At 64.1% G+C, this 25,222-nt stretch carries 15 protein-coding genes, 2 tRNA genes and 3 rRNA genes; 12 read left to right on the top strand and 8 right to left on the bottom strand.

The window, feature by feature from the left end; genetic code table 11:
* Positions 1 to 32 precede the first annotated feature (32 nt).
* From AC1IQ6_RS18880 to AC1IQ6_RS18870, 3 genes are read right to left on the bottom strand one after another with little or no spacing between them, the layout of a single operon-like run.
* On the bottom strand, positions 33 to 314 hold the full coding sequence (locus AC1IQ6_RS18880) for a YkgJ family cysteine cluster protein (RefSeq protein WP_485865160.1): 282 nt from the start codon (positions 312 to 314) through the stop codon (positions 33 to 35).
* Positions 305 to 1,069, bottom strand: a complete 765-nt coding sequence (locus tag AC1IQ6_RS18875; protein ID WP_102774577.1) for a YdcF family protein — start codon at positions 1,067 to 1,069, stop codon at positions 305 to 307. The genes AC1IQ6_RS18880 and AC1IQ6_RS18875 overlap by 10 nt, the downstream gene beginning before the upstream one ends.
* Before the next feature lie 15 nt (positions 1,070 to 1,084).
* Positions 1,085 to 2,053 carry a glycosyltransferase family 9 protein gene (locus tag AC1IQ6_RS18870; RefSeq protein WP_102774576.1) on the bottom strand — a complete coding sequence of 323 codons (969 nt, stop codon included), beginning with the start codon at positions 2,051 to 2,053 and terminating at the stop codon, positions 1,085 to 1,087.
* Between the two features lie 105 nt (positions 2,054 to 2,158).
* Here AC1IQ6_RS18870 and msbA point away from each other — a divergent pair, with 105 nt between their 5' ends.
* From msbA to AC1IQ6_RS18850, 4 genes are all read left to right on the top strand, one after another.
* Complete coding sequence (gene msbA / locus AC1IQ6_RS18865) at positions 2,159 to 3,934, top strand: lipid A export permease/ATP-binding protein MsbA (protein WP_102774575.1); 1,776 nt, start codon at positions 2,159 to 2,161, stop codon at positions 3,932 to 3,934.
* 94 nt (positions 3,935 to 4,028) lie between these two features.
* Complete coding sequence (locus AC1IQ6_RS18860) at positions 4,029 to 5,834, top strand: monovalent cation:proton antiporter-2 (CPA2) family protein (protein WP_102774574.1); 1,806 nt, start codon at positions 4,029 to 4,031, stop codon at positions 5,832 to 5,834.
* 121 nt (positions 5,835 to 5,955) lie between these two features.
* Positions 5,956 to 6,186 carry a hypothetical protein gene (locus tag AC1IQ6_RS18855; protein WP_102774573.1) on the top strand — a complete coding sequence of 77 codons (231 nt, stop codon included), beginning with the start codon at positions 5,956 to 5,958 and terminating at the stop codon, positions 6,184 to 6,186.
* A gap of 136 nt (positions 6,187 to 6,322) precedes the next feature.
* Positions 6,323 to 7,801, top strand: a complete 1,479-nt coding sequence (locus tag AC1IQ6_RS18850; protein ID WP_485865159.1) for a GGDEF domain-containing protein — start codon at positions 6,323 to 6,325, stop codon at positions 7,799 to 7,801.
* Here the strand turns inward: AC1IQ6_RS18850 and AC1IQ6_RS18845 are convergent.
* Together AC1IQ6_RS18845 and rng are read right to left on the bottom strand one after the other, a co-directional pair.
* Complete coding sequence (locus AC1IQ6_RS18845; protein WP_102774571.1) at positions 7,798 to 8,499, bottom strand: DUF3053 domain-containing protein; 702 nt, start codon at positions 8,497 to 8,499, stop codon at positions 7,798 to 7,800. The genes AC1IQ6_RS18850 and AC1IQ6_RS18845 overlap by 4 nt on opposite strands.
* 180 nt (positions 8,500 to 8,679) lie before the next feature.
* Positions 8,680 to 10,143 carry a ribonuclease G gene (gene rng, locus AC1IQ6_RS18840; RefSeq protein ID WP_485866587.1) on the bottom strand — a complete coding sequence of 488 codons (1,464 nt, stop codon included), beginning with the start codon at positions 10,141 to 10,143 and terminating at the stop codon, positions 8,680 to 8,682.
* A gap of 744 nt (positions 10,144 to 10,887) precedes the next feature.
* On the opposite strand from rng, the gene AC1IQ6_RS18835 reads away from it, so the two are divergent.
* The 5 genes from AC1IQ6_RS18835 to rrf all read left to right on the top strand — a co-directional run bounded on the left by AC1IQ6_RS18835 (position 10,888) and on the right by rrf (position 16,210).
* Positions 10,888 to 12,418: ribosomal RNA gene (locus tag AC1IQ6_RS18835) — 16S ribosomal RNA — on the top strand.
* 133 nt (positions 12,419 to 12,551) lie between these two features.
* Positions 12,552 to 12,628, top strand: a tRNA-Ile gene (locus AC1IQ6_RS18830).
* A gap of 22 nt (positions 12,629 to 12,650) precedes the next feature.
* A tRNA-Ala gene (locus AC1IQ6_RS18825) sits at positions 12,651 to 12,726 on the top strand.
* A gap of 294 nt (positions 12,727 to 13,020) precedes the next feature.
* Positions 13,021 to 15,903 (top strand): 23S ribosomal RNA (locus tag AC1IQ6_RS18820).
* A gap of 194 nt (positions 15,904 to 16,097) precedes the next feature.
* A 5S ribosomal RNA gene (gene rrf, locus AC1IQ6_RS18815) occupies positions 16,098 to 16,210 on the top strand.
* Together the 16S, 23S and 5S rRNA genes with 2 tRNA genes alongside form the textbook arrangement of a ribosomal RNA operon.
* A 120-nt stretch (positions 16,211 to 16,330) precedes the next feature.
* Here the strand turns inward: rrf and AC1IQ6_RS18810 are convergent.
* Together AC1IQ6_RS18810 and AC1IQ6_RS18805 are read right to left on the bottom strand one after the other, a co-directional pair.
* The gene (locus AC1IQ6_RS18810) at positions 16,331 to 17,695 is read right to left on the bottom strand and encodes a sigma-54-dependent transcriptional regulator (RefSeq protein ID WP_485865158.1); all 1,365 of its coding nucleotides are present in this window, start codon (positions 17,693 to 17,695) and stop codon (positions 16,331 to 16,333) included.
* The gene (locus AC1IQ6_RS18805) at positions 17,679 to 19,613 is read right to left on the bottom strand and encodes a sensor histidine kinase (RefSeq protein ID WP_485865157.1); all 1,935 of its coding nucleotides are present in this window, start codon (positions 19,611 to 19,613) and stop codon (positions 17,679 to 17,681) included. Before AC1IQ6_RS18805 ends, AC1IQ6_RS18810 begins: the two co-directional genes overlap by 17 nt.
* 292 nt (positions 19,614 to 19,905) lie before the next feature.
* Here AC1IQ6_RS18805 and AC1IQ6_RS18800 point away from each other — a divergent pair, with 292 nt between their 5' ends.
* Positions 19,906 to 21,264, top strand: a complete 1,359-nt coding sequence (locus AC1IQ6_RS18800; protein ID WP_485865156.1) for a dicarboxylate/amino acid:cation symporter — start codon at positions 19,906 to 19,908, stop codon at positions 21,262 to 21,264.
* A gap of 30 nt (positions 21,265 to 21,294) precedes the next feature.
* Here the strand turns inward: AC1IQ6_RS18800 and AC1IQ6_RS18795 are convergent, their stop codons facing one another.
* Complete coding sequence (locus tag AC1IQ6_RS18795; protein ID WP_485865155.1) at positions 21,295 to 22,044, bottom strand: TetR/AcrR family transcriptional regulator; 750 nt, start codon at positions 22,042 to 22,044, stop codon at positions 21,295 to 21,297.
* Positions 22,045 to 22,221: 177 nt separating this feature from the next.
* On the opposite strand from AC1IQ6_RS18795, the gene AC1IQ6_RS18790 reads away from it, so the two are divergent.
* Both AC1IQ6_RS18790 and AC1IQ6_RS18785 read left to right on the top strand, forming a co-directional pair.
* Positions 22,222 to 23,250, top strand: a complete 1,029-nt coding sequence (locus AC1IQ6_RS18790; protein ID WP_168202328.1) for a zinc-binding dehydrogenase — start codon at positions 22,222 to 22,224, stop codon at positions 23,248 to 23,250.
* Positions 23,251 to 23,280: 30 nt separating this feature from the next.
* The gene (locus AC1IQ6_RS18785) at positions 23,281 to 25,212 is read left to right on the top strand and encodes an alkyl/aryl-sulfatase (protein ID WP_485865154.1); all 1,932 of its coding nucleotides are present in this window, start codon (positions 23,281 to 23,283) and stop codon (positions 25,210 to 25,212) included.
* Positions 25,213 to 25,222 lie beyond the last annotated feature (10 nt).

Below are 25,222 nucleotides of genomic sequence, written 5' to 3'. Positions count from 1 at the left end.
ACAAGAACCCACTGTTCAGCGCGCGAAACCCATCACCCCCCCGGCCGGGTCGCCCGCTCCAACTCCCCCAGCCAACGGATCGCATGCCCCCGATCGGCGCCGCACATCTCCGCCTGGGGCTGCAGGCCGCCGCAGAAATCCGGGCGCGACGGCAGGCCGAAGATGGCGCAGCGCATGTCCGGCAGCAGCTGGACGCAGGGCACGCCGGCCGGCTTGCCCTGGGGCATGCCGGGAATCGGGCGGGTGATGGACGGCGCGATGCAGCAGGCGCCGCAGCCGGGCCGGCAGTCCAGCGGGGCCGCGCTCAGACCCATCCGCGCAGCCAGTAGACGAACAGGCCCGCGTATTCCTTGATGATGGAGCGGCTGGCGTCGAACGTGCGCTGGTCGGGCAGCCACAGCGGCAGCGAGCCGTCGGCCGGCGCCACGATCTGCGGCGGGGTGGGGGCGGCGATGGCCTGCACGCCCTGCTTGGAGAAGGCCGCCATGGCGCGCGGCATGTGCAGCGCCGAGGTCACCAGCAGGATCTTGCCGATGCCGCGGGCCTTGAGCTTGTCTTCGGTGAGCGCGGCGTTCTCGTAGGTGGTGCGGCTGGAGTTCTCCAGGATCAGCGCCGATTCCGGCACGCCCTGCTGGCGGATGTTGTGGGCCATGCCGCGGGCTTCGCTCACGTCGCCCTCGAGCGCGCCGCCGGACAGCAGCACCTTGGGCGCGCGGCCGGCCAGATAGAGTTCGGCGGCCGTGTCGATGCGCACGATGGCCGTGCTTTTGTCGTAGGGCAGGAACCAGTTGGCGCGGCCGTTGGCGGTGTTGCCGCCCAGCACCACGATGGCGTCGGCGGTGGGGGATTGCTCGGGCGGCAGGTGGGGGTAGCGGGATTCCAGCGCGCCGCCCAGCCATAGCGAGGTCGCCGGCAGCGACCAGGCCAGCGCCCACAGCAGGCCGGCCGCGATCAGCGCGCCGCCGGTCTTGCGCAGCCGGAACAGGCCCAGCACCAGGCCCACGGCGACCAGGGCCATGCACAGGTTGGCGGGGATGATCAGATTCGCGAGATAACTCGAAAGAGGCATTTACAGTCCTGATTACTACGTCTCGTGCAGCAGGCTTGTGGCTTGCTGCACGGCTTGCTCGACCGACGGCCAGGCGTTGTCCGTGCCGAGGCAGACCGCCCGCGGCGACCACGGGCCGGTGCGTCCCGGCCGGGTCACGCCGAACAGGGTCAGCTCCCGCGCGGCGGCGGCCGCGGCGACGTGGGACACGCCCGAATCGTTGCAAATCACCAACGCCGCGCTGGCCGTCAGCGCCGCGAAGGCGCCCAGGGAAAGCGGCGGCAGCAATTGCGCCGTCGGGGCATTGCGCCGGGCCTCCTCGGTTTCGGCCGGAGGGGGGCACATTACCACGGTATGGCCCTCGGCCTGGAGGGCGCGGGTAAGTGTATCGAATCCCGGCCAGACCTTGATCCTGCCCTTGTGCAGGCCGGTGGCGGTGGGCGCGATCAGGACGAAGCGGCGGCCGGCCAGCCCGGCGGCTTCCAGGGCCTGGGCGGCGGCCTCGCGGTGCGCGGCGGTCAGGGGCAGGTCCAGGGTCGGGCCGGGATCGGCCGGGCCGGCGGGCAGGCCCCAGCGCTTCAGGGCCTCGCGGGTCAGGTAATGCCAGGACTGGACCGCGTGCAGGGAGTCGTCGGGCTTGGTCACCGGCCAGCGCAGCAGGAAGCTGCGGCCGTCGTCGCGGTAGCCCGCCGAGGGCAGGCCGGCCAGCCGGAACACCAGGGCGCTGGACAGCGAATCCGGCAGCAGCAGGCCGCGGGCATGCCGGCCCTGGGCGCCCAGGGCGCGCCGGTGGGCGCTGACGGCGGCGCGGTCGGGGCCGACCTTGCCCCGCATCGGGATGAAATCCTGCTTGGCCACCCCGTCGAGCAGGTCGCGCGCCCACGGGCGGGCGCAGATCACCAGGGGCAGCCCGCTGGCGTGCAGGGCGCGCAGGCTGGGCAGGCTCATGCAGACATCGCCCACCCAATTGGGCAGCCGGACGTACAAACAACTGATATCGGACATGGAGGGGCGCAGGGCGCGTTAGGGCTAAGCGGGGCGCAACCGGCGGCGCGTGTGCGCGCAGCCGGTACAATTCTCGCCACAATTGTATAAAAGCGAGTGATCCCTTTGAATTCTGCCGCACGCCATGCGCCCGCGGGCTCCCAGCCTGTCAAAGCCGAACTCTGGAGGCGGATCTACAGCCGCGTGGGCTCTTACTGGAAGGGCTTGCTGCTGGCCATCCTGCTGATGGCGGGCGCGGCCGCCACCCAGCCCGTCCTGGCCGTCATCATGAAGCCCTTGCTCGACGGCGGCTTTTCGGGGGCCAAGCCCTACTACGTCTGGGCGCTGCCGCTGGCGGTGATCGGCCTGATCCTGCTGCGCGGCATCTGCAACTTCTTCAGCGACTACCTGCTGGCGTGGGTCGCCAACAACGTGCTGCTGGGCATGCGGCGCGACATGTTCGAGCGCCTGCTGGGCCTGCCGGACGCCGATTTCAAGCAGGGCGACACCGGCCGCCTGCTCAACCGCTTCACCATCGACGCCGGCAACGTCACCGGCTACGCCACCGACGTCATCACGGTGCTGGTGCGCGAGACCCTGGTGGTGGTCGCGCTGATCTGCGTGCTGCTGTACATGTCCTGGGTGCTGACGCTCATCATCCTGATCATGCTGCCCGTCTCGGTGCTGATCTCGCGCTTCTTCATCCAGCGCCTGCGCCGCATCAACCGCGAAACCGTCAACATGAACGCCGAGCTGACCCGCGTGGTCGGCGAGGGCATCGACGGCCAGCGCGTCATCAAGCTGTTCGACGGCTACGAGGTCGAGCGCGGACGCTTCGACTTCGTCAACCGCCGCCTGCGCCGCTTCGCCATGCGCACCGCCACGGCCGACGCCGCGCTGACGCCGCTGACCCAGGTCTGCATTTCGATCTCGGTCGGCGCGGTCATCGCGGTGGCGCTGAGCCAGGCCAACAGCGGCGCGCTCACCGTGGGCAGCTTCGCGTCGTTCATGGCCGCGCTGGCCCAGATCTTCGACCCCATCAAGCGCCTGACCAACGTGGCCGCGCGCATGCAGAAGATGCTGGTGTCGGCCGAAAGCGTGTTCACCCTGATCGACCAGACGCCCGAAGGCGATACCGGCACCCGCACCCTGGCCGAGCCGGTGCGCGGCAAGGTCGAGTTCCGCGCCGTGTCGCACCGCTTTCCGGACGCCGACCGCGACACCGTCAACGACGTGTCGTTCGTGGTCGAACCCGGCCAGACCGTGGCCCTGGTGGGGCGCTCGGGCAGCGGCAAGACCACGCTGGTCAACATGCTGCCGCGCTTCGTGCTGGCCGACAGCGGCCAGATCCTGGTCGACGACGTGCCCATCGGCGAGCTGACGCTGCGCAGCCTGCGTTCGCACCTGTCGCTGGTCAGCCAGGACGTGGTGCTGTTCGACGACTCCATCGCCGCCAACGTCGGCTACGGCGCGTTGGGCAACTCCAGCGAACAGAAGGTGCGCGACGCCCTGGCGGCCGCCAACCTGCTGGAGTTCGTCGAGGGCCTGCCGCAGGGCCTGAACACGCCGGTGGGCGAGAACGCCGCGCGCCTGTCGGGCGGCCAGCGCCAGCGCCTGGCGATCGCCCGGGCGCTGATCAAGAACGCGCCCATCCTGATCCTGGACGAGGCCACCTCCGCCCTCGACAACGAATCCGAGCGCCAGGTCCAGGCTTCGCTGGAGCGCCTCATGAAGGGCCGCACCACGCTGGTCATCGCCCACCGCCTGTCGACGGTGCAGAACGCCGACCGCATCATCGTGCTGGACGCCGGCAAGATCGTGGAGCAGGGCGCGCATGCCGAGCTGCTGGCGGCCAACGGCCTGTACGCCTCGCTCTACAAGATGCAGTTCCGGGAAGACTGAAGCGGCAGGGGGCGTTCGCTTCCTGTCGCATTTCCGGATTGCCAATCCGCGGGATAGCCGGAAAATTGCCGCTAGGTACACCCAGGAGCGCTCCATGTCCCTGCCTTCCGACGGCAATCAGCTCGTCAACGTCGTCGTCCTGTTGGGGGCTGCCGTGGTGGCGGTTCCCTTGTTCAAACGGCTGGGCCTGGGCTCCGTCCTGGGCTACCTGGCCGCCGGCCTGGTGATCGGCCCGTTCGGGCTGGGCTTTTTCTCCGATCCCAAATCCATCCTCCACGTCGCCGAACTCGGCGTGGTCATGTTCCTCTTCATCATCGGGCTGGAAATGCAGCCCTCGCGCCTGTGGAAGCTGCGCGGCGAAATCTTCGGCCTGGGCGTGGCGCAGGTGCTGGCCTGCGGCGCGCTGCTGACCGGCGTCGGCCTGCTGGCCGGGCTGTCCGGGCCGGCCGCCTTCATGGCGGCGATGGGCTTCGTGCTGTCGTCCACCGCCATCGTCATGCAGATCCTGGGCGAGCGCGGCGAGACCGCCAGCGCGCAGGGCCAGCGCATCGTGTCCATCCTGCTGCTCGAAGACCTGGCCATCGTGCCGCTGCTGGCCCTGGCCAGCCTGCTGGCGCCGGCCGGCGGCGCCGAGCAGGGCGACCCGTGGCTGCAGGCGGCCATCGCCATGGGCTGCATCCTGGCGCTGCTGGCGGCGGGCCGCTGGCTGCTCAATCCGCTGTTCCGCCTGCTGGCGGCCGCGCACGCGCGCGAAGTCATGACCGCGGCCGCGCTCCTGGTGGTGCTGGGGGCGGCGCTGCTCATGGAACTGGGCGGGCTGTCCATGGCCATGGGCGCCTTCCTGGCCGGGGTGCTGCTCTCGGAATCCACCTTCCGCCACCAGCTCGAGGCCGAGATCGAGCCGTTCCGCGGCATTCTGCTGGGGCTGTTCTTCCTGGGCGTGGGCATGTCGCTGGACCTGGCCGCCGTGGCGCGCGAATGGCCCCTGATCCTGGCGGCGGTGGCGGTCTTCATGCTGGTGAAGTCGCTGGGCGTGTACGCGGTGGCGCGGGCCCTGCGCGCCAGCCACGCCGAGGCGGTCACCCGCAGCGCCCTGCTGGCCCAGGGCGGCGAATTCGCCTTCGTGCTGTACGGGGCGGCGGCCGCGGCCGGCATCTTCGACGCGCATACCGGTGCCGTGCTGACGGCGGTCGTCATCATCTCCATGGCCTTGACGCCCTTGTGCGTGCTGGCGCTGCGCTGGCTGCTGCCCAAGCCGGCGCCGTCCATGGAAGGCGTGGACGTGGCCAAGGACCTGGACGGCTGCGTGCTGATCGTGGGTTTCGGGCGCTTCGGCCAGATCGTGACCCAGGCCATGCTGGCGCGCGGCCTCAAGGTGTCCATCCTGGACACCGACACCGACGCCATCCGGGCGGCCGCCAAATGGGGCGTCAAGGTGTACTACGGCGACGGCACCCGGGTCGACATGCTGCGCACCGCGGGCGCGGAGAACGCCCAGGTCATCCTGATCTGCATCGACAACCCGGTCTCGATCAGCCACATGGTCAAGCTGGTCAAGGCGGAATTCCCGCTGGTGAAGGTGGTGGTGCGCGCCTACGACCGTATCCATTCGCTGGCGCTGGCCAAGGAGGGGGTGGATTACCAGGTGCGCGAGACCCTGGAATCGGCGCTGGTCTTCGGCGAGGCCGCGCTGCGGGCGGTCGGGGTGCCGCCCGACGAGGCCGCCGAGGTGGTCCAGGACGTGCGCAGGCGCGACACCGACCGCTTCGAGCTGGAAGTGGCCGGCGGCCTGTTCGCCGGCCGCTCGCTGCTGTACGGCAACATGAGCGCGCCGGCCGACGGCCGCAACGACAAACCCGACCGCGAAACCGGCGCCGCCCCGTCCACGCCCACGGCATGAATCACTATTTCCTTTTATATGCGTTACGTTACGCATCATTTCATGCGCAAGCGCGGGCGAGTGCGGTAGATTAATCCGCACAGACGCTTCGATCATGAAGCGCGTTTGCCAGGGGAATGCCATGCTGCAATCGGATCGGATTTCCACGACGCCGCACGCCGTCGGCGTAGAACTGGCGCGCCGCCAGGCGCTGGCCTTGCATTGCGGGTTTTCCGCCGGATCGATGCGCCGTCTGCTGTCGCAGACCGGCGGCGCCGGGCCCGCGTGGTCGATCGGCGCGCACCGCGAGACCGACAGGGCGCGGGGCGCCAAGGCATTTCCGTTCCGCATCGGCGCGCCGGCGGCGTCCTGACGATTGCATGTGCTGCGTCCCTTTTTTACGGCCGGGATCTTGCGTCCCGGGCCGGGTGTCGGCATCATCGGCGGCGTGAGTCGCCCGTGCGCATGAGCTGCGACATCCCGACCTCCCTTGCGTAGGAGCGCCGTATTTGAAGTCACGCAGGTTTCTACATCGCGCGCTGTACGCCCTGGCGGTGCTGCTCGCGGCCGGAATCTGCGCCGCGTCCGTGGCGCTGCTCTGGATCGACCGGCGCGACACCTGGGAGGCCGCGCGCGTGTCGGCGCGCAACATCACCGGCGTGCTGTCGGCCGACATCAGCCGCACGGTGCAGTTCTACGACCTGTCGCTGCAAGGCGTGATGGAGCGCCTGGCCGAACCCGGCCTGGAGAACCTTGCGCGGGCCACGCGCCAACGCTTCCTGTTCGACCGCTCGTCCACGGCCGAGTACCTGGGCGCCATCGTGGTGACCGACAAGGACGGCAATATCCGCTACCACTCCGGTTCCCTCGAGCCGCCGACGCTGAACTTCGCGGACCGGGACTTCTTCCAGGTGCATCGCGACGCCGGCGACGTCGGTCTCTATGTCAGCAAGCCCTATCACAGCCGCCTGCGCGAAGGCGACGAAAGCATCACCATCAGCCGGCGCCTGTCCAATCCGGACGGCAGCTTCGCCGGCATCGTGGGCGGTTCGCTGCGCCTGGCCTATTTCCGCGACCGGCTGGCGGCGCTGTCGATCGGCGAGGGCGACGAGATCACCATCTTCCGCAACGACGGCGTGGTGCTGCTGCGCAATCCCTATTCCCTGTCCGACCTGGGCAGCAATATCGGCATGTCGCCGGATTTCCAGCAGTTCCTGGTCCGCCGCGAAGGCTCGTTCGTGGGCGTGCTGTCGCCGGACGGCATCAATCGCCTCTATATCTTCGACGCCATCGAGGACACGCCGCTGATCCTCGACGTGGCCATGGACGTGGACGAAGTATTCGAGCCCTGGACGCGCCGCGCCGTGCTGGTGGTGGCGGTCACCGCCGCGCTGTTCCTGTCGGTGATGGCGTTGATCGCGCTGTTTCGCCGCGAGATGCGCCTGCGGCAGGCGGTCGAGGCGCAGCTGGCGGCGCAGGCGCAGACGGACGGATTGACCGGCATGCCCAACCGCCGCGCCTTCGACGAGGCCCTGGCGCGCGAATGGCGCGACGCGCGCCGCGAGCAGACGCCGCTGTCGCTGCTGTTCCTGGATGCGGACCACTTCAAGCGCTACAACGACCGCTATGGCCATCCGGAAGGCGATGAACTGCTGAAGGTGATGGCGCTGGCGCTCAAGCAGAAAGCGCGGCGGCCGCGCGATCTGGCGGCGCGTTACGGCGGCGAGGAATTCGTGGTGCTGCTGCCCGACACCGGCCGCGAGCGCGCCGCGGCCGTCGCCGAAAGCATCCGGCAGACCATCGCCGGGCTGCGCGTGCCGCACGAGGCGAGCGAGGCCGGCATCGTCACGGTCAGCGTGGGAGTGGCCACCGCCATCCCGCGGGCGGACGAATCGGCGGCCGGCCTGGCGGCGGCGGCCGACGCCGCCCTCTACCAGGCCAAGCACGCGGGCCGCAATCGCGTGGCGGTGGCGGGCGAAGCCGCTTAGCGGCCGATCATCACGGCCTGCATGCGCGTCTGCGCCTGCTGCACGTTCTTGGCCTGCGCGTTCAGGTCCTGCAGCAGCTTGTTCAGCTCGGCCTGCACGGCGGGGTCCTGCACCTTGACCACCGGGCCGGACATATCGATCTGCTTGGCGTGCGCGGCCACGTAGTCGGCGATCTTCAGGCTGGCGTCGAAGGTCGCGTTCAGCTGCGGCAGCGTGTCGCGGAAGGTGTCGGCCGGCAGGCTCACGGTCTTCTCATAGGCCTTGTCGTAGACGGCCTTCAGGTCCTCGGGCTGCTTGAGCTTCGCATGCGCGGCGTCGGCCTTGGCCTGTTCCGCCTGCAGCGCCGTGCCCATGTCGTTGAGCGAGGCCTGCACCGACTTCAGGTCGTCGCGGCGCGCCACGATATCGTTGAGCGAGCGCACCGAGCCCTTCTGCATGATGCCCGACAGCGGCTTGACCGAGGCGTCCATGCCGGCGTTGAAGTCGGTGATGACGGCGTAGTGGGCGGCGTAATCGCCAAAGGACTTCTTCTCCTCGTCCGTCAGCTGCGGCACGCGCACGCCGGGCTTGTCCACGATGCGAGTCTGCAGGAACTGCGTGAACGCGGCACGCTGTTCAGGCTCCTTGTCGCCGCAGGCGGCCAACACCAGCGGCAGCGCGGCGGCCAGCACCAGGAACGGACGGAATAGGGACTTCATCGAATAGACCTCCGAAAGCAAAAGAAAGGGCGCGAGGCGGGTTCTGCCCCGCAAAGCGCCCGCAGCTTATCGGCTGGAGGTCCTCGTCGCCATTGGTTTCAAACTTCATTTCAAAAGAAGCCTTAAGAAACATAATTCATACACAATGACGTGAATTCCTGCGGCTAACCTGTTAACGGTCTAGACCAAAATGATGTCGTACTGCTCCTGCGTGTAGCGGCTTTCCACTTCCAGCGACACGCGCTTGCCCACGAAATCGCCCAGCATCGCCAGGTGCTGGCTTTCTTCTTCCAGAAACAGGTCTATCACGTCCTGCGAGGCCAGGATGCGGAATTCCTTGGGGTTGAACTGCCGCGCCTCGCGCAGGATTTCGCGCAGGATCTCATAGCACACGGTGCGCGGCGTGCGCACGTTGCCGCGCGCCTCGCACATGGGGCAGGGCTCGCACAGCTGGTGCGCCAGCGAATCGCGGGTGCGCTTGCGGGTCATCTCCACCAGGCCCAATTGCGTGAAGCCATTGACCGTCATGCGCGTGCGGTCGCGCGACAGCGCCTTCTTCAGTTCGGCCAGTACGGTGTCGCGATGGTCCTGGTCTTCCATATCGATGAAGTCCAGGATCACGATGCCGCCCAGGTTGCGCAGGCGCAACTGCCGCGCAATCGCCTGCGCGGCTTCCAGGTTGGTCTTGAAGATGGTGTCGTCGAAATTGCGCCCGCCCACGAAGCCGCCGGTATTGACGTCCACGGTGGTCAGCGCCTCGGTCTGGTCGATGATGAGATAGCCGCCCGATTTCAGGTCGACCCGGCGCGACAGCGCGCGGGCGATCTCCTCGTCCACGTTGGCCGTGTCGAACAGCGGCCGCTCGCCGCTGTAGTGCTGGATGCGGCCGACCACCGAAGGCGTGTAGATGCGCGCCCATTCGAGCATGGCGGCGCTGGTGGTGCGGGAATCGACCAGGATGGAACCGGTCGCCGGCCCCACCATATCGCGCAGCACCCGCTGCGCCAGCGTGAGGTCCTGGTGCAGCAGGGCGGGGGCGGGTTGGCTGCGGGCGGCGGCCTGCACGCTGGTCCACAGCTTGCGCATGTACTCCAGGTCCGCCGTCAGTTCGTCGTCGTTGGCGCCTTCGGCCTGGGTGCGCACGATGAATCCGCCTTTCTCGTCGGCGGGCATCAGGGCCTGCAGCCGTTCGCGCAGCTGGATGCGTTCGGATTCGTCATCGATCTTCTGGGAAATGCCGATGTGCGGGTCATGGGGCAGATACACCAGCATCCGGCCCGCCATGCTGATCTGGGTCGACAGGCGCGCGCCCTTGGTGCCCAAGGGGTCCTTGACCACCTGCACCATGATGGTCTGTCCCTCGAACAGCAGCTTCTCGATGGGCGTGGGCGTCAGGCCCTGGCTGCGTTCGCCGCGGTTTTCGCGCAGGTCGGCGATATGGATGAAGGCGGCGCGCTCCAGCCCGATATCGACGAACGCGCTCTGCATGCCCGGCAGCACCCGGACCACCCGCCCCAGATAGATATTGCCCACGTGGCCGCGCTGGATGCTGCGTTCCACATGGAGTTCCTGCACCGACCCTTGTTCCACCAGCGCAACGCGGGTCTCGAAAGGCGTGACATTGATCAGAATATCTTCGCTCATGGCGATGGCGGGGGGCATGGGGGAATCGTCTCCAATTTTGGATGCAGCGTACATGGCGAATAGTAAACGTACCTATTTCCCAGGCAAGCTCGAAATGGAACCTGGTTCCGCATGCCTATATATAGGGGGGTGAACGCAATCCCTGCGTCGGGCGAGGGCTTGCCACACGGGTTCAAAAGTTGTGCTATAGTCTCGCTCCTTCGCAGTTCGGGCAGTTTTTCGAACGGCGGGGCCAGGCAAGCATCATTGCATGGATCGCGCAAATCAGGCAGAAGTCAGTTGCGCAATTCGAAAATAATGTGCTATAGTCTTGGGCTTGGCAGTTACCGAAACGCTAGGGTTTACCCTGATATTTCGATAGCTGCCAAAGAGGAAAGGGGCTGAAGAGGCCGCGGCAGGAAAGCAAAGCGATAAGCGACGCTGACTTGACAAGCGATAAAAACTTCTTCATAATCTCGTTTCTCTGCTGACACAGCGACCGGCGCGAAAGCGAAGTTGCTGAGAGGCAGGCAGTAAAGAATTTAGCAGTACCGCTCTTTAACAATTGAACAACCGATAAGTGTGGGCGCTTGATGCGAGTGCAGTGGTTGGGCTTAGGCCTGGCTACAAGCACAAGAAATCAAGTGCTCACTGAAGTGAAGTACCTTAGATGTCAAGTCTAAGCACATACCTCACTTCCTTTGAGCAGCGACGTATGACTCGGTTCTCCGGAACCAAGGAAATACGAAACAAAACACAGAGATTGAACTGAAGAGTTTGATCCTGGCTCAGATTGAACGCTAGCGGGATGCCTTACACATGCAAGTCGAACGGCAGCACGGACTTCGGTCTGGTGGCGAGTGGCGAACGGGTGAGTAATGTATCGGAACGTGCCCAGTAGCGGGGGATAACTACGCGAAAGCGTAGCTAATACCGCATACGCCCTACGGGGGAAAGCAGGGGATCTTCGGACCTTGCACTATTGGAGCGGCCGATATCGGATTAGCTAGTTGGTGGGGTAACGGCCTACCAAGGCGACGATCCGTAGCTGGTTTGAGAGGACGACCAGCCACACTGGGACTGAGACACGGCCCAGACTCCTACGGGAGGCAGCAGTGGGGAATTTTGGACAATGGGGGAAACCCTGATCCAGCCATCCCGCGTGTGCGATGAAGGCCTTCGGGTTGTAAAGCACTTTTGGCAGGAAAGAAACGTCGCGGGCTAATACCTCGCGAAACTGACGGTACCTGCAGAATAAGCACCGGCTAACTACGTGCCAGCAGCCGCGGTAATACGTAGGGTGCAAGCGTTAATCGGAATTACTGGGCGTAAAGCGTGCGCAGGCGGTTCGGAAAGAAAGATGTGAAATCCCAGAGCTTAACTTTGGAACTGCATTTTTAACTACCGGGCTAGAGTGTGTCAGAGGGAGGTGGAATTCCGCGTGTAGCAGTGAAATGCGTAGATATGCGGAGGAACACCGATGGCGAAGGCAGCCTCCTGGGATAACACTGACGCTCATGCACGAAAGCGTGGGGAGCAAACAGGATTAGATACCCTGGTAGTCCACGCCCTAAACGATGTCAACTAGCTGTTGGGGTCTTCGGACCTTGGTAGCGCAGCTAACGCGTGAAGTTGACCGCCTGGGGAGTACGGTCGCAAGATTAAAACTCAAAGGAATTGACGGGGACCCGCACAAGCGGTGGATGATGTGGATTAATTCGATGCAACGCGAAAAACCTTACCTACCCTTGACATGTCTGGAATGCCGAAGAGATTTGGCAGTGCTCGCAAGAGAACCGGAACACAGGTGCTGCATGGCTGTCGTCAGCTCGTGTCGTGAGATGTTGGGTTAAGTCCCGCAACGAGCGCAACCCTTGTCATTAGTTGCTACGAAAGGGCACTCTAATGAGACTGCCGGTGACAAACCGGAGGAAGGTGGGGATGACGTCAAGTCCTCATGGCCCTTATGGGTAGGGCTTCACACGTCATACAATGGTCGGGACAGAGGGTCGCCAACCCGCGAGGGGGAGCTAATCCCAGAAACCCGATCGTAGTCCGGATCGCAGTCTGCAACTCGACTGCGTGAAGTCGGAATCGCTAGTAATCGCGGATCAGCATGTCGCGGTGAATACGTTCCCGGGTCTTGTACACACCGCCCGTCACACCATGGGAGTGGGTTTTACCAGAAGTAGTTAGCCTAACCGCAAGGAGGGCGATTACCACGGTAGGATTCATGACTGGGGTGAAGTCGTAACAAGGTAGCCGTATCGGAAGGTGCGGCTGGATCACCTCCTTTCAGAGCTTAGTGCTCGTGTTAAGCGTCCACTCTTATCGGTTGTTTGATATATAGCTGGGATCGGTTGTAGGCTTGGGTCGAGGGAATCTTCCCTGGGTCTTCAGCCACCTGACTGCTGATCCGAAAAGGTTTTGGGTCTGTAGCTCAGTCGGTTAGAGCACCGTCTTGATAAGGCGGGGGTCGTTGGTTCGAATCCAACCAGACCCACCAAGTATTCTGCCAGGCAGGATATGGGGGTGTAGCTCAGCTGGGAGAGCGCCTGCTTTGCAAGCAGGATGTCATCGGTTCGATCCCGTTCACCTCCACCACCGGTTCTTAGGATCCTGGGTGCAGCGTAGAGGCCAACTCATAGTGTCGTGCTCCACGATGTTATGAGTTGGGTTTTACCCAACAGCTATATTCGTTCTTTAACAATCTGGAAGAAGCACAACGAAATGTGCTCATCGAGTAATCGGCGTTTGCTGATGAAGATGGGTACGGGTTGTGATTGCATTAATTTTGTTCCAAGTTCTCAAGACTGGGGTGAATAACCTCAGACTGCTTTGAAACTTATGAACGGCACAAACGCGAATACTCAGGTCCTATAGCCTACAGCGTTATAGGATCAAGCGACTAAGTGCATATGGTGGATGCCTTGGCGATCACAGGCGATGAAGGACGTAGTAGCCTGCGAAAAGCTGCGGGGAGCTGGCAAACAAGCTTTGATCCGCAGATGTCCGAATGGGGAAACCCACTGCGCAAGCAGTATCCCTGGCTGAATACATAGGCCAGTGGAGGCGAACCGGGTGAACTGAAACATCTCAGTAGCTCGAGGAAAAGAAATCAACCGAGATTCCGAAAGTAGTGGCGAGCGAAATCGGAAAAGCCTTTACGTTTTAGCATTCAGGATAGTCGAACGGGATGGAAAGCCCGGCCGTAGCAGGTGATAGCCCTGTAGACGAAATTCTGAGTGTGGAACTAAGCGTAAGAAAAGTAGGGCGGGACACGTGAAATCCTGTTTGAAGATGGGGGGACCATCCTCCAAGGCTAAATACTCGTGATCGACCGATAGTGAACCAGTACCGTGAGGGAAAGGCGAAAAGAACCCCGGAAGGGGAGTGAAATAGATCCTGAAACCGTATGCATACAAACAGTAGGAGCCTCCTTGTGGGGTGACTGCGTACCTTTTGTATAATGGGTCAGCGACTTACATTCAGTGGCGAGGTTAACCGAATAGGGAAGCCGTAGCGAAAGCGAGTCCGAACAGGGCGATTCAGTCGCTGGGTGTAGACCCGAAACCAGATGATCTATCCATGGCCAGGTTGAAGGCACGGTAACACGTGCTGGAGGACCGAACCCACTAATGTTGAAAAATTAGGGGATGAGCTGTGGATAGGGGTGAAAGGCTAAACAAATCTGGAAATAGCTGGTTCTCTCCGAAAACTATTTAGGTAGTGCCTCAAGTATTACTGCGGGGGGTAGAGCACTGTTATAGCTAGGGGGTCATGGCGACTTACCAAACTATGGCAAACTCCGAATACCCGCAAGTACAGCTTGGGAGACAGAGCACCGGGTGCTAACGTCCGGACTCAAGAGGGAAACAACCCAGACCGCCAGCTAAGGTCCCAAATTATCGCTAAGTGGGAAACGAAGTGGGAAGGCATAGACAGTCAGGAGGTTGGCTTAGAAGCAGCCATCCTTTAAAGAAAGCGTAATAGCTCACTGATCGAGTCGTCCTGCGCGGAAGATGTAACGGGGCTAAGCGATAAACCGAAGCTGCGGGTGTGCACTTTTAGTGCACGCGGTAGGAGAGCGTTCTGTAAGCCTGCGAAGGTGGCTTGTAAAGGCTGCTGGAGGTATCAGAAGTGCGAATGCTGACATGAGTAGCGATAAAGAGGGTGAAAAGCCCTCTCGCCGTAAGTCCAAGGTTTCCTGCGCAACGTTCATCGGCGCAGGGTGAGTCGGCCCCTAAGGCGAGGCAGAGATGCGTAGCTGATGGGAAGCTGGTTAATATTCCAGCACCGTCGTACAGTGCGATGGGGGGACGGATTGCGGAAGATCATCAGGGTGTTGGATGTCCCTGTTGACGTATCGAAGATGGCGCTTAGGCAAATCCGGGCGCGTAAATCAAGGGTACGGCACGAGCGAGCATTGCTTGCGAAGTGATTGGAAGTGGTTCCAAGAAAAGCCTCTAAGCTTCAGCTGTACGAGACCGTACCGCAAACCGACACAGGTGGACGGGATGAATATTCCAAGGCGCTTGAGAGAACTCAGGAGAAGGAACTCGGCAAATTGATACCGTAACTTCGGGAGAAGGTATACCCCGGTAGTGTGAAGCGCCTGCGCGCTTAGCATGATGGGGTCGCAGAGAATCGGTGGCTGCGACTGTTTATTAAAAACACAGCACTCTGCAAAGACGAAAGTCGACGTATAGGGTGTGACGCCTGCCCGGTGCCGGAAGGTTAAGTGATGGGGTGCAAGCTCTTGATCGAAGCCCCGGTAAACGGCGGCCGTAACTATAACGGTCCTAAGGTAGCGAAATTCCTTGTCGGGTAAGTTCCGACCTGCACGAATGGCGTAACGATGGCCACACTGTCTCCTCCTGAGACTCAGCGAAGTTGAAGTGTTTGTGATGATGCAATCTACCCGCGGCTAGACGGAAAGACCCCATGAACCTTTACTGTAGCTTTGCATTGATCTGTGAACCGGCCTGTGTAGGATAGGTGGGAGGCTTTGAAGCGTAGTCGCCAGATTACGTGGAGCCATCCTTGAAATACCACCCTGGTTTGTTTGCGGTTCTAACCTTGGTCCGTTATCCGGATCGGGGACAGTGCATGGTGGGCAGTTTGACTGGGGCGGTCTCCTCCCAAAGTGTAACGGAGGAGTTCGAAGGTACGCTAGGTACGGTCGGAAATCGTGCTGATAGTGCAATGGCATAAGCGTGCTTGACTGTGAGACTGACAAGTCGAACAGGTGCGAAAGCAGGACATAGTGATCCGGTGGTTCTGAATGGAAGGGCCATCGCTCAACGGATAAAAGGTACTCTGGGGATAACAGGCTGATACCGCCCAAGAGTTCATATCGACGGCGGTGTTTGGCACCTCGATGTCGGCTCATCTCATCCTGGGGCTGTAGCCGGTCCCAAGGGTATGGCTGTTCGCCATTTAAAGAGGTACGTGAGCTGGGTTTAAAACGTCGTGAGACAGTTTGGTCCCTATCTGCCGTGGGCGTTGGATACTTGACGGAGCCTGCTCCTAGTACGAGAGGACCGGAGTGGACGTACCTCTGGTGTACCGGTTGTCATGCCAATGGCATTGCCGGGTAGCTAAGTACGGAAGAGATAACCGCTGAAGGCATCTAAGCGGGAAACTCGTCTGAAGATTAGGTATCCCGGGGACTTGATCCCCCTGAAGGGTCGTTCGAGACCAGGACGTTGATAGGTCGGGTGTGGAAGCGCAGTAATGCGTTAAGCTAACCGATACTAATTGCCCGTGAGGCTTGATCCTATAACACTGATGGTTATGACCTGGTTATAGCGTTCCAAGTGTCGTTCAATACAAAATCTGGCTGCACCGTCGGCAGCCAGCCAACATCGCATCCCATCGTGCGCGATCATCGAGCTCGACTCTGATCGCCACGCGTTGTGTTTCTTCCCAGATTGGAGCTGTTGCGCCTAGCCGCAGCCGCTCAACCAGTTACGCCTGACGACCATAGCGAGTTGGTCCCACTCCTTCCCATCCCGAACAGGACAGTGAAACGACTTTGCGCCGATGATAGTGGACGGACGTCTGTGAAAGTAGGTCATCGTCAGGCTTTTATTCCTCAAAACCCCACAGGTAAATCCTGTGGGGTTTTGTTTTTGTGCCTGTACAAAACGAAAACCCTCGCCGATATTGCGGCGAGGGTTTTTTGTTTTGGGGCGTCGCCGCGGATTTACCGTGGCATGTACTGCTGGCGTTCGATGCCGTGGCGCTGCAGCTTGTCGTAGAAGGTCTTGCGCGGAATGCCCAGCGCTTCCAGCGTCGCCTTGATGTCGCCCTGGTGCGTGGCCAGGGCTTCGCGGATGAGCTGGGCCTCGAAGCGTTCCATCCGTTCCGGCAGACTGAGCGCGCCTGCGGCGGCGGCCGGCGCCGCCGTGGGCGGGGCGTTCAGCACGCCCAGCACCACGCGTTCGGCGAAATGCGCCAGTTCGCGCACGTTGCCGGGCCAGTCGTGCGTGAGCACGTGCTGCTTGATGGACGCGGGCATTTCGGGGATGTCGCGGTGGAAGCGGCGCGAGGCATGCCCGAGATAGTGGGCGAACAGCAGCGGGATGTCCTCGCGGCGCTCGCGCAGCGGCGGAATCCGTATCGTGACCACGTTGAGGCGGTAGAACAGGTCCTCGCGGAACTTGTCGCGGATCGCGGGGCTGCCCAGGTCTTCCTTGGTGGCCGCGACCACGCGCAGGTCCAGGCTGCGCACTTCGTTGCTGCCCAGGGGCGTGATCTGGCGGGATTCGAGCACGCGCAGCAGCTTGACCTGGATGGCCAGCGGCATGCTTTCGATTTCATCCAGGAACAGCGTGCCGCCGCTGGCGTGTTCGATGCGTCCGATGCGTTTTTTCTGGGCGCCGGTGAACGCGCCGGCCTCGTGGCCGAACAATTCGCTTTCGATCACGCTTTCGGGCAGCGCGCCGCAGTTGATCGCCACCAGCGGGCGGTCGCGGCGGCGGCTCAGGCGGTGCAGCGCGGTGGCCACCACTTCCTTGCCGGTGCCGGTTTCGCCTTCGACCAGCACATCCACGTCGGCGTCCGCGATATGGCGCAGCGTCTGCTTGATGCGCTGCATGGCCGGCGCGGTGCCGATGAAGGGCACCTCGTCGGCCTCCACGGCGAAGGCGGCTTCGCGCAGGCGGCGGTTCTCCAGCACCAGGCGGCGTTTTTCGGCGGCGTGCGCGATCGCGGTGACCAGCCGTTCGGCCGCATAGGGCTTGGCCAGGAAGTCATAGGCGCCGTCGTGCATGCATTGCACGGCGGTGGCGATGTCGCCGTGCCCGGTGATCAGGATGACCGGAATGTCGGGATCGATGTCGCGCACCCGGCGAAACAGCTGCAGGCCGTCGATGTCGGGCATGCGGATGTCGGTCACCACCACGCCGTCGAATTCACGGGTCAGCGCGGCCAGCGCGGGACGCGCGCCGGCGTGGGCGTCCACGGACATGCCGTGCAGCCTGAGTGTCTGGGCATTGGCGCGGCGCAGCTCGTCGTCGTCGTCGATGAAGAGGACGTGCGGGGACGCGGATTCAGGGACTGGTTTCATGGGCAGGATTCGCGGCAAGGTCCTGGCCGGACGCCTTGCGCAGGCTCAGGACGAAGAGGGCGCCACCGTCGGCCGGGTCCGCGACGTCCAGCTGGCCGCCGAATTCGGCGACCAGATCGCGGCAGATGACCAGGCCCAGGCCCAGCCCTTCCGGCTTGGTGGTGTGGAAAGGCGTGAAGAGGCGGGCGCGCGCCTGCGCCGACAGGCCGGGGCCGTTGTCGCCGACCTCGACCTGCACGCATTCGCCGAGGTCCCGCAACGTCACGACGATGCGGCCGTCGGCCTGCCCGTCCAGCGCCTCCAGGGCGTTCTGCAGCAGATTGACCAGGACCTGTTCGAGCCGGATGCGGTTGGCTTGCACCTGGTAGTTCTGGCCTTCGGGCGGGCGCTGCAGGGCCACCGACTGGCGCCGCGCGCGCGGGCCGACCAGCAGCAGCGCGCCTTCGAGGCAATCCTTGAGGCTGGTGGGCCCGACCGCGGTGCCGGCCTTGCGCGAGAAGGCGCGCAGCTCGCCGGTGATGTGGCCGATGCGCTCGGTCAGGGAGGCGATGGTGTGCAGGTTCTCGCGCGCCGAGCCCTCGTCATGCCGGCGCAGGAATTCGGCGGCGTTGTCGGCGTAGGCGCGTATCGCGGCCACGGGCTGGTTGATCTCGTGCGCGACGCCGGCGGCGACCTGGCCCAGCAGCGCCAGCTTGCTGGCCTGGACCAGTTCTTCCTGCATGGTGTGCAGACGGGCGTCGGTGCGCTGGCGCTGGTCCATTTCTTCGATGAGCTGCTCGTTCACTTCCAGCAGCTGCGCGGTGCGCTCGTCGACCAGGGCGGCGAGCTGTTCATGGATGACGGCCTGCTGCTGCGCGCGCTCGCGCTGGCGATGGCGGCGCAGCAGGACGATGCCGACGATGGCGGCCAGCGCGCTTTGCGCGAGCAGCGCGCCCAGCTGCGCGTTGGCAGTGGCCTGGTTGATGGAAGACTGCACCGGCGAGAGCAGGTGCAGGGTCCAGCCCGGCGATTCCGCGATGGGCAGCGTCGTATGCAATAGCGGCGCGCCGGCCGGGATCTGGGGCAGCGCGGCGTCGGTGCGCACCAGTTGGCCGTTGCTGGCGGCCAGCAGCGCGGGCCGCAAGGGCAGCGGCTGGAAGCGGGCGTCGCCGAACTGCAGGCTGGTGCGCAGCCTCTGCGCCAGATCGGACGCCAGCGGCGCCAGCACCTTGAAGCGCCAGTCGGAGACGCTGCCCAGCAATACCACGCCGTGTTCGTCGGTGACGAAGATCGGCGCGTTGGACTGGCGCCAGTCGGCCTCCAGTTCGCGGAAATCCACTTTCAGCACGACCACGCCCAGCAGCCTGCCGCCGACGCCGTCCACGCGCCGCGCCAGGTACAGGCCGGCCTCATGGCTGATGGTGCCCAGCGCGAAATGCTCGGCCGAGCCCTGCGCCACCGAACCCTGGAAATAAGGCCGGAACTGGTAGTCCACGCCGACGAAGGTGGCGGGCTCGCGCCAGTTGCTGGCGGCGATCGCCAGCCCTTTGCGGTCCAGCACGTAGATGGCCGAGGCGCCCACGCCGCGGCTGAGCGAGTCGAGCTTTTCGTCCAGCGGCACGACCTGGCCCGGCGCGGGGTTTTCGAGCGCGGCGCGCACGTCCACGTCGCGGGTCAGCACGAAGGGCAGGGCGCGGAATTTGTCGAGATTGTTGCGCAGCAGGGCCGCGTTGACCTGGGCCGCGCCGCGCGCCTGCGCCGCGGCGTTCGTCAGGGCCTCGTCGCGGGCCCAGAGCGTGGCGGCGTGCAGCACGCCGAACACCAGCGCGACGGCCAGCACGATGCCGCCGGCGCGCCAGAGCCAGGCGAACTTGCGCCGCCTGGCGCCCGGTCGGGGCGGCAGCGCCGGGGCGGCGGGGGTGGAGGCGGGGCGGGACATGATGTGTGCGGGTTTTCGCACATTCTATATCTTTTTTGTGTGGAATCTCGCCAGAATGCCAGGTTCCGCTTTCCGGAAAGTAGAAAAAATTCCTTTTCGATCAATGGCTTGTGTATGGGCGGACGCACGCCGTCGGGCTGGCATGGCGATTGCATAAGTCGGGGCAAGCCGCGCTCCGACGCGCGGTGACATGGGCCCGGAAGCAGTGCGCCGGGCCACAAAACAGATAACGCCCCGTCGCCCGCCGCGCAACGCCGTCCGGAGCAAGGGGCTTTGGTGGGGACAAATCCCAATGATCGACGTGGATCAAGTCGCGCCCGCGCGCAAGCTCAAGTTCTATCAAATCCTTTATGTGCAGGTGATCTTCGCCATCGTGGTCGGGGTGCTGCTGGGCGCATTCAAGCCCGAGCTCGGCCAGCAGATGCAGCCGCTGGGCGACGCCTTCATCAAGCTGGTCAAGATGATCATCGCTCCCGTGATCTTCCTGACCGTGGCCACCGGCATCGCCGCCATGAGCGACCTCAAGAAGGTCGGCCGGGTCGCCGGCAAGGCCATGCTGTACTTCCTGTGCTTTTCCACGCTGGCGCTGATCGTGGGCATGATCGTCAGCCACGTGGTGCAGCCCGGCGCGGGCATGCACATCGACCCGAGCACGCTGGACCAGAAGGCGGTGTCGGGCTATGTGGCCAAGGCGCATGATTCCACCGTCACCGGCTTTCTGATGAACGTGATCCCCACGACCATCTTCAGCCCGTTCGTGGGCGGCGACATCCTGCAGGTGCTGTTCGTGGCGGTGCTGTTCGGCATTTCGCTGGCCATGGTCGGCGAGCGCGGCAAGCCGATACTGTCGTTCATGACCGCATTGGCCCAGCCGGTGTTCCGGCTGGTGGCCATCCTGATGAAGGCCGCTCCCATCGGCGCGTTCGGCGCCATGGCGTTCACCATCGGCAAGTACGGCATCAAGTCCATCGTCAACCTGGCGATGCTGGTGGGCACGTTCTACGCGACCTCGGTGCTGTTCGTGGTCGTGGTGCTGGGACTGGTGGCGCGTTACAACGGCTTTTCGATCCTGAAGCTGGTGCGCTACATCCGCGAGGAACTGCTGCTGGTGCTGGGCACCAGCTCGTCGGAAGCGGCGCTGCCCACCCTGATGCAGAAGATGGAACGCGCCGGCTGCTCGAAGTCGGTGGTCGGCCTGGTGGTGCCCACCGGCTACTCGTTCAACCTGGACGGAACCAACATCTACATGACGATGGCCGCGCTGTTCATCGCGCAGGCCTGCGATATCCCGCTGTCGCTGGGCGACCAGATCCTGCTGCTGCTGGTGGCGATGCTGAGCTCCAAGGGCGCCGCGGGCGTGACCGGCGCGGGCTTCATCACGCTGGCCGCGACCCTGTCGGTGGTGCCCACGGTGCCGGTCGCCGGCATGGCGCTGATCCTGGGCGTGGACCGCTTCATGTCCGAATGCCGCGCGCTGACCAACCTGGTCGGCAACGCGACCGCCACCGTCGTGGTCGCGCGCTGGGAGGGCGAACTGGACAAGGAGCGGCTGGACGCCGCGCTGGCCGGCGATCCGCAGCCGCTGCCCGCCGTGGCTCGGACGGCCGCCGAGCCGCAGCCCATGCTCGGCGAGCCGATCAGCCAGGCCTGAGCCGGCTTACCCTTGCCGCCCCGACCCGGGTTACGTCCCGGACTCTTCAGGGGCGGCTTCCACCGCAGCCGCGGAGCGTTGCAGCACCTGCTCCGAAACCGGGGCCGCCAGCGCGCCGGTCAGCATGTCGATCAGGTTCTCGATGGCCCGTTGGATGTCGAATGCCCGCTCCGACTTGCTGCGCCGGGCGCTAATCCGCTCATAGTCGGCCAACGCGAACAGCATGAAGCTGATGCTGGCGAGCCAGCGTTGCTGCATCACCGAGGCAGGGATCTGGGGCAGCGCGCTTTCGACGAGTTCATAGAGACGCCGGAAGCCGCGGTCCGTGTCGCCCGGGCTGGGCCGCAGATTGATATCCGGATGGATCTGGCTCGCGGCCAGAAAACGGTTGTAGGTATTGCGCTTTTTGGTCTGCAGCTTTGCCGCCAGCGGCCATACCAGCGCCTCGACCAGGGCACGCAGTTCCGTGTGCCTGCGGGTCGCGAACAGCCGGTCGATGTGGTCGTTGCGCAGCACGTTCACCTCTCGCATTCCCGCATCCAGTATCGCTTGCAGCAGAGCCTCCTTGGTGCCGAAGTGGTACTGGAGCGCCGAGTTGTTGCGGTGACCGGCCTCGCGCGAGATCTCGCGCATGGATACGGCGTCTATGCCGCGCTCGGCGAACAGGCGTTGTGCAGTCTCGAGCAGCGCATCGACGTTCTCCGTGCCCGCTTGCGCGCTGCCGCGGGGAGAGCGCTTCGGCTTGAGGGAGGCGGATGGGGAGGAGGGAGGCATCAGCATGCGTCGATAGTCGAGGTTCGTCTATTGTAGGGTCAATCAAAATTAAGTCAGTTGATTGACAAATATAAGTCGACTGTCTTAATGTGGCCACTGTTGCGCCGCTGCCGCGGCAGCTATGACGGAGGCTACATGCTCAGCTATGACGTAACGGAACATGGAAAATCCTTGCAGGCCCGCTTGCGCGAAACTCCGGAGCCCAAGGGTTCCGAGGTGGTCATGCGCATCACGCATTGCGGCGTCTGCCACTCCGACGTGCATCTCTGGCACGGTTTTTTTGACCTGGGCGCAGGCAGGAAGGCATACCTGAAGGACCGGGGCCTGGCGCCACCGCTCACGCTCGGGCATGAGCCGCTGGGCGTGGTGGAGGCGGTCGGGCCGGACGTGAAGGACGTCAGGGCGGGCGACAAGCGGGTGGTCTATCCCTGGATCGGCTGCGGGACCTGCTGGGCCTGCGACGAGGGCCTGTCCACGCTGTGCGCGGCGCCCCGCAATATCGGCATTGCGCTGCCGGGCGCCTTTGCGACGCATTTGCTGGTGCCGGATTCCCGCTACCTGGTCGACGCGTCCGGCATCGACGACGCATTCGCCGCCACCCTGGCCTGCTCGGGCACGACCTGTTATTCGGCGATAGCGAAGATCTCCCCGCAGCTGCGGGCGGCCGACTGGGTGGCGGTGCTCGGCTGCGGCGGCCTGGGCCTGTTGGCCATCGCCATGCTCAAGGGCATGGGATACGACAAGATCGTCGCCTGCGATGTGGAGGACGGCAAGCTCGAGGCGGCCAGGGCGCAGGGCGCGGCCCGCGTGGTGCGCAGCGACCGACCGGACGCCCAGCAGGCGCTCGCCGAAGCCACCGCAGGGCGTCTGGCCGCGGCCATCGACTTCGTGGGCATGCCGTCGACGTTCGATCTGCCGTACGCCGTGCTGCGCAAGGGCGGGACTTATGTCCTGGTCGGCCTGCACGGCGGTGAGCTGGCGCTGCCCTTGCCGCCCATCGCGCAGCGCTCCATCGCAATCATCGGCTCGTTCGTCGGGACGCTGGCGGACCTGCATGGCGTGGTCGAGCTGGCCCGCAGCGGCAAGCTGCAGGCGCCGCCCATCGCCATGAAGCCGCCCGGCGAGCTCGGCGACATTCTGCGGGCGCTGGATGAGCGCCGCGCAATGGGCAGGACCGTGCTCGATTTCTCCAGCGTCCAAGCACGCATCTGATTCCTTCAACTCCTCTCGCGATCTCATCCCATGACCAGCGACATGATTCCCGCGGCGGCGGCCGCTCAGCGCAAGAACGCCCACGCGCACACGATAGCCTTGCAGCAAGGCCTGGCCTCGGCGCTGGAATTTTCCGACACCAGCGATTTCGACGACGCCAACCGGGGCTTCATCGGCACCATCGAGGATGCCGTCATCCGCGATGCAGACGGCAACGTCGTCTGGAGCCAGAAGGAATACGATTTTCTCGAAGACAGGTATGCGCCGTTCACCGTCAATCCCAGCCTGTGGCGGATGGCGCAGCTCAACCGCATCCACGGACTGTTCAAGGTATGCGATCGCATCTATCAGGTCCGGGGCTTCGATCTGGCGAACATCACTTTCATCGAAGGAGACACCGGCCTGATCGTCATCGATCCGCTGACCTTCGAGGAGGCCGCAAGCGCGGCGCTGCAGTTGTATGAAAAACACCTGGGCCCGCGCAAGATCGTGGCGGTCATATACAGCCACAGCCATCGGGACCATTACGGCGGCGTCAAGGGCGTGGTCAGCGAAGAGGACGTGGCGGCCGGCCGCACGCAGATCATTGCTCCGCAAGGCTTCATGGAGGAAGTCATGTCGGAGTCGCTGCTGGCGGGCATTCCTTCGCGCCGGCGCGCCGAGTTCCAGTTCGGCACGTATCTGGAGCCGGGGCCGCAATCGCACGTCGACAGTGGCCTGGGCAAAGGCCTGGGCAAGGGCACGTCCGGGCTGATCGCGCCGACCTGCCTGATCGGGAAGACCGGCGAGCGCATGGTCATCGACGGCGTGGAGATGGTGTTTCAGATGACGCCCGGCACCGAGGCGCCGGCTGAAATGAATTTTTATTTTCCGGCCATGCGCGCGCTGAACATGGCGGAAAACGCCTGCCACACGATGCACAATCTTTGTCCAATCCGCGGCGCCAAGGTGCGCGACGCACTGGCCTGGGCCAGCTATCTGGACGAAAGCGTCGATCTGTATGCAGGCCAGGCCGACGTCTGCCTGGCGCAGCACCATTGGCCGGTGTGGGGCACGGACAGGGTGCTGGCCTTCCTGACCGAGCAGCGCGATCTCTATCGCTACCTGCACGACCAGACGCTGCGGCTGATGAGCCACGGGCTGACCCCCCGGGAAATCTCCGAGCAGTTGATGGTGCCCAATGAGTTGTCCCGGCGCTGGCATACGCGCGGCTACTACGGCGCCATGGTGCATAACGTGCAGGCGATCTACACGTTCTACATGGGGCCGTACGAAGGCAATCCGGCGCATCTGAATCCTTTGCCGCCGAGCGACGCCGCCGGCAAGTACATGGACTACATCGGCGGGATCGACAAGGCGGTCGCCCAGGCGCGAGTCGACTTCGAGCGCGGCGAATTCCGCTGGGTGGCGCAGATCATGAACCAGGCGGTTTTCGCCGATCCGTCCAACCAGAGCGCCCGGCAGCTGTGCGCGGACGCGTTCGAGCAGCTGGGATACCAGGCCGAATCGGCCACGTGGCGTAACTCGTACCTGCTGGGCGCGCGCGAGCTGCGCGAAGGGATGCGGCCCCGCGCCAAGGATGGCAACGCAATCAGCATCGGCGTGGTGGCCCGGCTGCCGATGCCGCTGTTCTTCGATTTCATCGCCATCCGCGTGGTCGGCGACAGGGTCAAGGGCAAGGCGCTGCGCTTCGATTGGCGCATGACCGACGAAGGCAGCTGCCACAAGCTGACGCTCAGCCATGGCGCGCTGAGCCATCGCCCGGGGTCGTTCGGCGATGCCGCCGACGCGGTGTTCAGCACTACTCGGGCGGGCCTGCTCAAGGTCCTGCTGCCGCAGGGCGGATTACGCGCGGCGCTGGAGAGCGGCGAGGCGCAGATCAGCGGCCAGGCGCAGCCGGTGATCGAGCTGCTCGAAGGACTGGACACGTTCAATCCGCTCTTCAACATCGTCGAACCCTGAGCCGAAAACC

It is taken from the genome of Achromobacter sp. MUI-25009338 (assembly GCF_057359325.1).
Note: the sequence above shows the minus strand (reverse complement) of the source record. Positions and strands in the feature narration are given on the sequence as shown.

Bases quoted from the DNA above. Each gene is read 5' to 3' on its own strand.
- AC1IQ6_RS18880 (WP_485865160.1), bottom strand. From the start codon at position 314: ATGGGTCTGAGCGCGGCCCCGCTGGACTGCCGGCCCGGCTGCGGCGCC.
- AC1IQ6_RS18875 (WP_102774577.1), bottom strand. From the start codon at position 1,069: ATGCCTCTTTCGAGTTATCTCGCGAATCTGATCATCCCCGCCAACCTG.
- AC1IQ6_RS18870 (WP_102774576.1), bottom strand. From the start codon at position 2,053: ATGTCCGATATCAGTTGTTTGTACGTCCGGCTGCCCAATTGGGTGGGC.
- AC1IQ6_RS18860 (WP_102774574.1), top strand. From the start codon at position 4,029: ATGTCCCTGCCTTCCGACGGCAATCAGCTCGTCAACGTCGTCGTCCTG.
- AC1IQ6_RS18855 (WP_102774573.1), top strand. From the start codon at position 5,956: ATGCTGCAATCGGATCGGATTTCCACGACGCCGCACGCCGTCGGCGTA.
- AC1IQ6_RS18845 (WP_102774571.1), bottom strand. From the start codon at position 8,499: ATGAAGTCCCTATTCCGTCCGTTCCTGGTGCTGGCCGCCGCGCTGCCG.
- rng (WP_485866587.1), bottom strand. From the start codon at position 10,143: ATGAGCGAAGATATTCTGATCAATGTCACGCCTTTCGAGACCCGCGTT.
- AC1IQ6_RS18810 (WP_485865158.1), bottom strand. From the start codon at position 17,695: ATGAAACCAGTCCCTGAATCCGCGTCCCCGCACGTCCTCTTCATCGAC.
- AC1IQ6_RS18805 (WP_485865157.1), bottom strand. From the start codon at position 19,613: ATGTCCCGCCCCGCCTCCACCCCCGCCGCCCCGGCGCTGCCGCCCCGA.
- AC1IQ6_RS18800 (WP_485865156.1), top strand. From the start codon at position 19,906: ATGATCGACGTGGATCAAGTCGCGCCCGCGCGCAAGCTCAAGTTCTAT.
- AC1IQ6_RS18795 (WP_485865155.1), bottom strand. From the start codon at position 22,044: ATGCTGATGCCTCCCTCCTCCCCATCCGCCTCCCTCAAGCCGAAGCGC.
- AC1IQ6_RS18785 (WP_485865154.1), top strand. From the start codon at position 23,281: ATGACCAGCGACATGATTCCCGCGGCGGCGGCCGCTCAGCGCAAGAAC.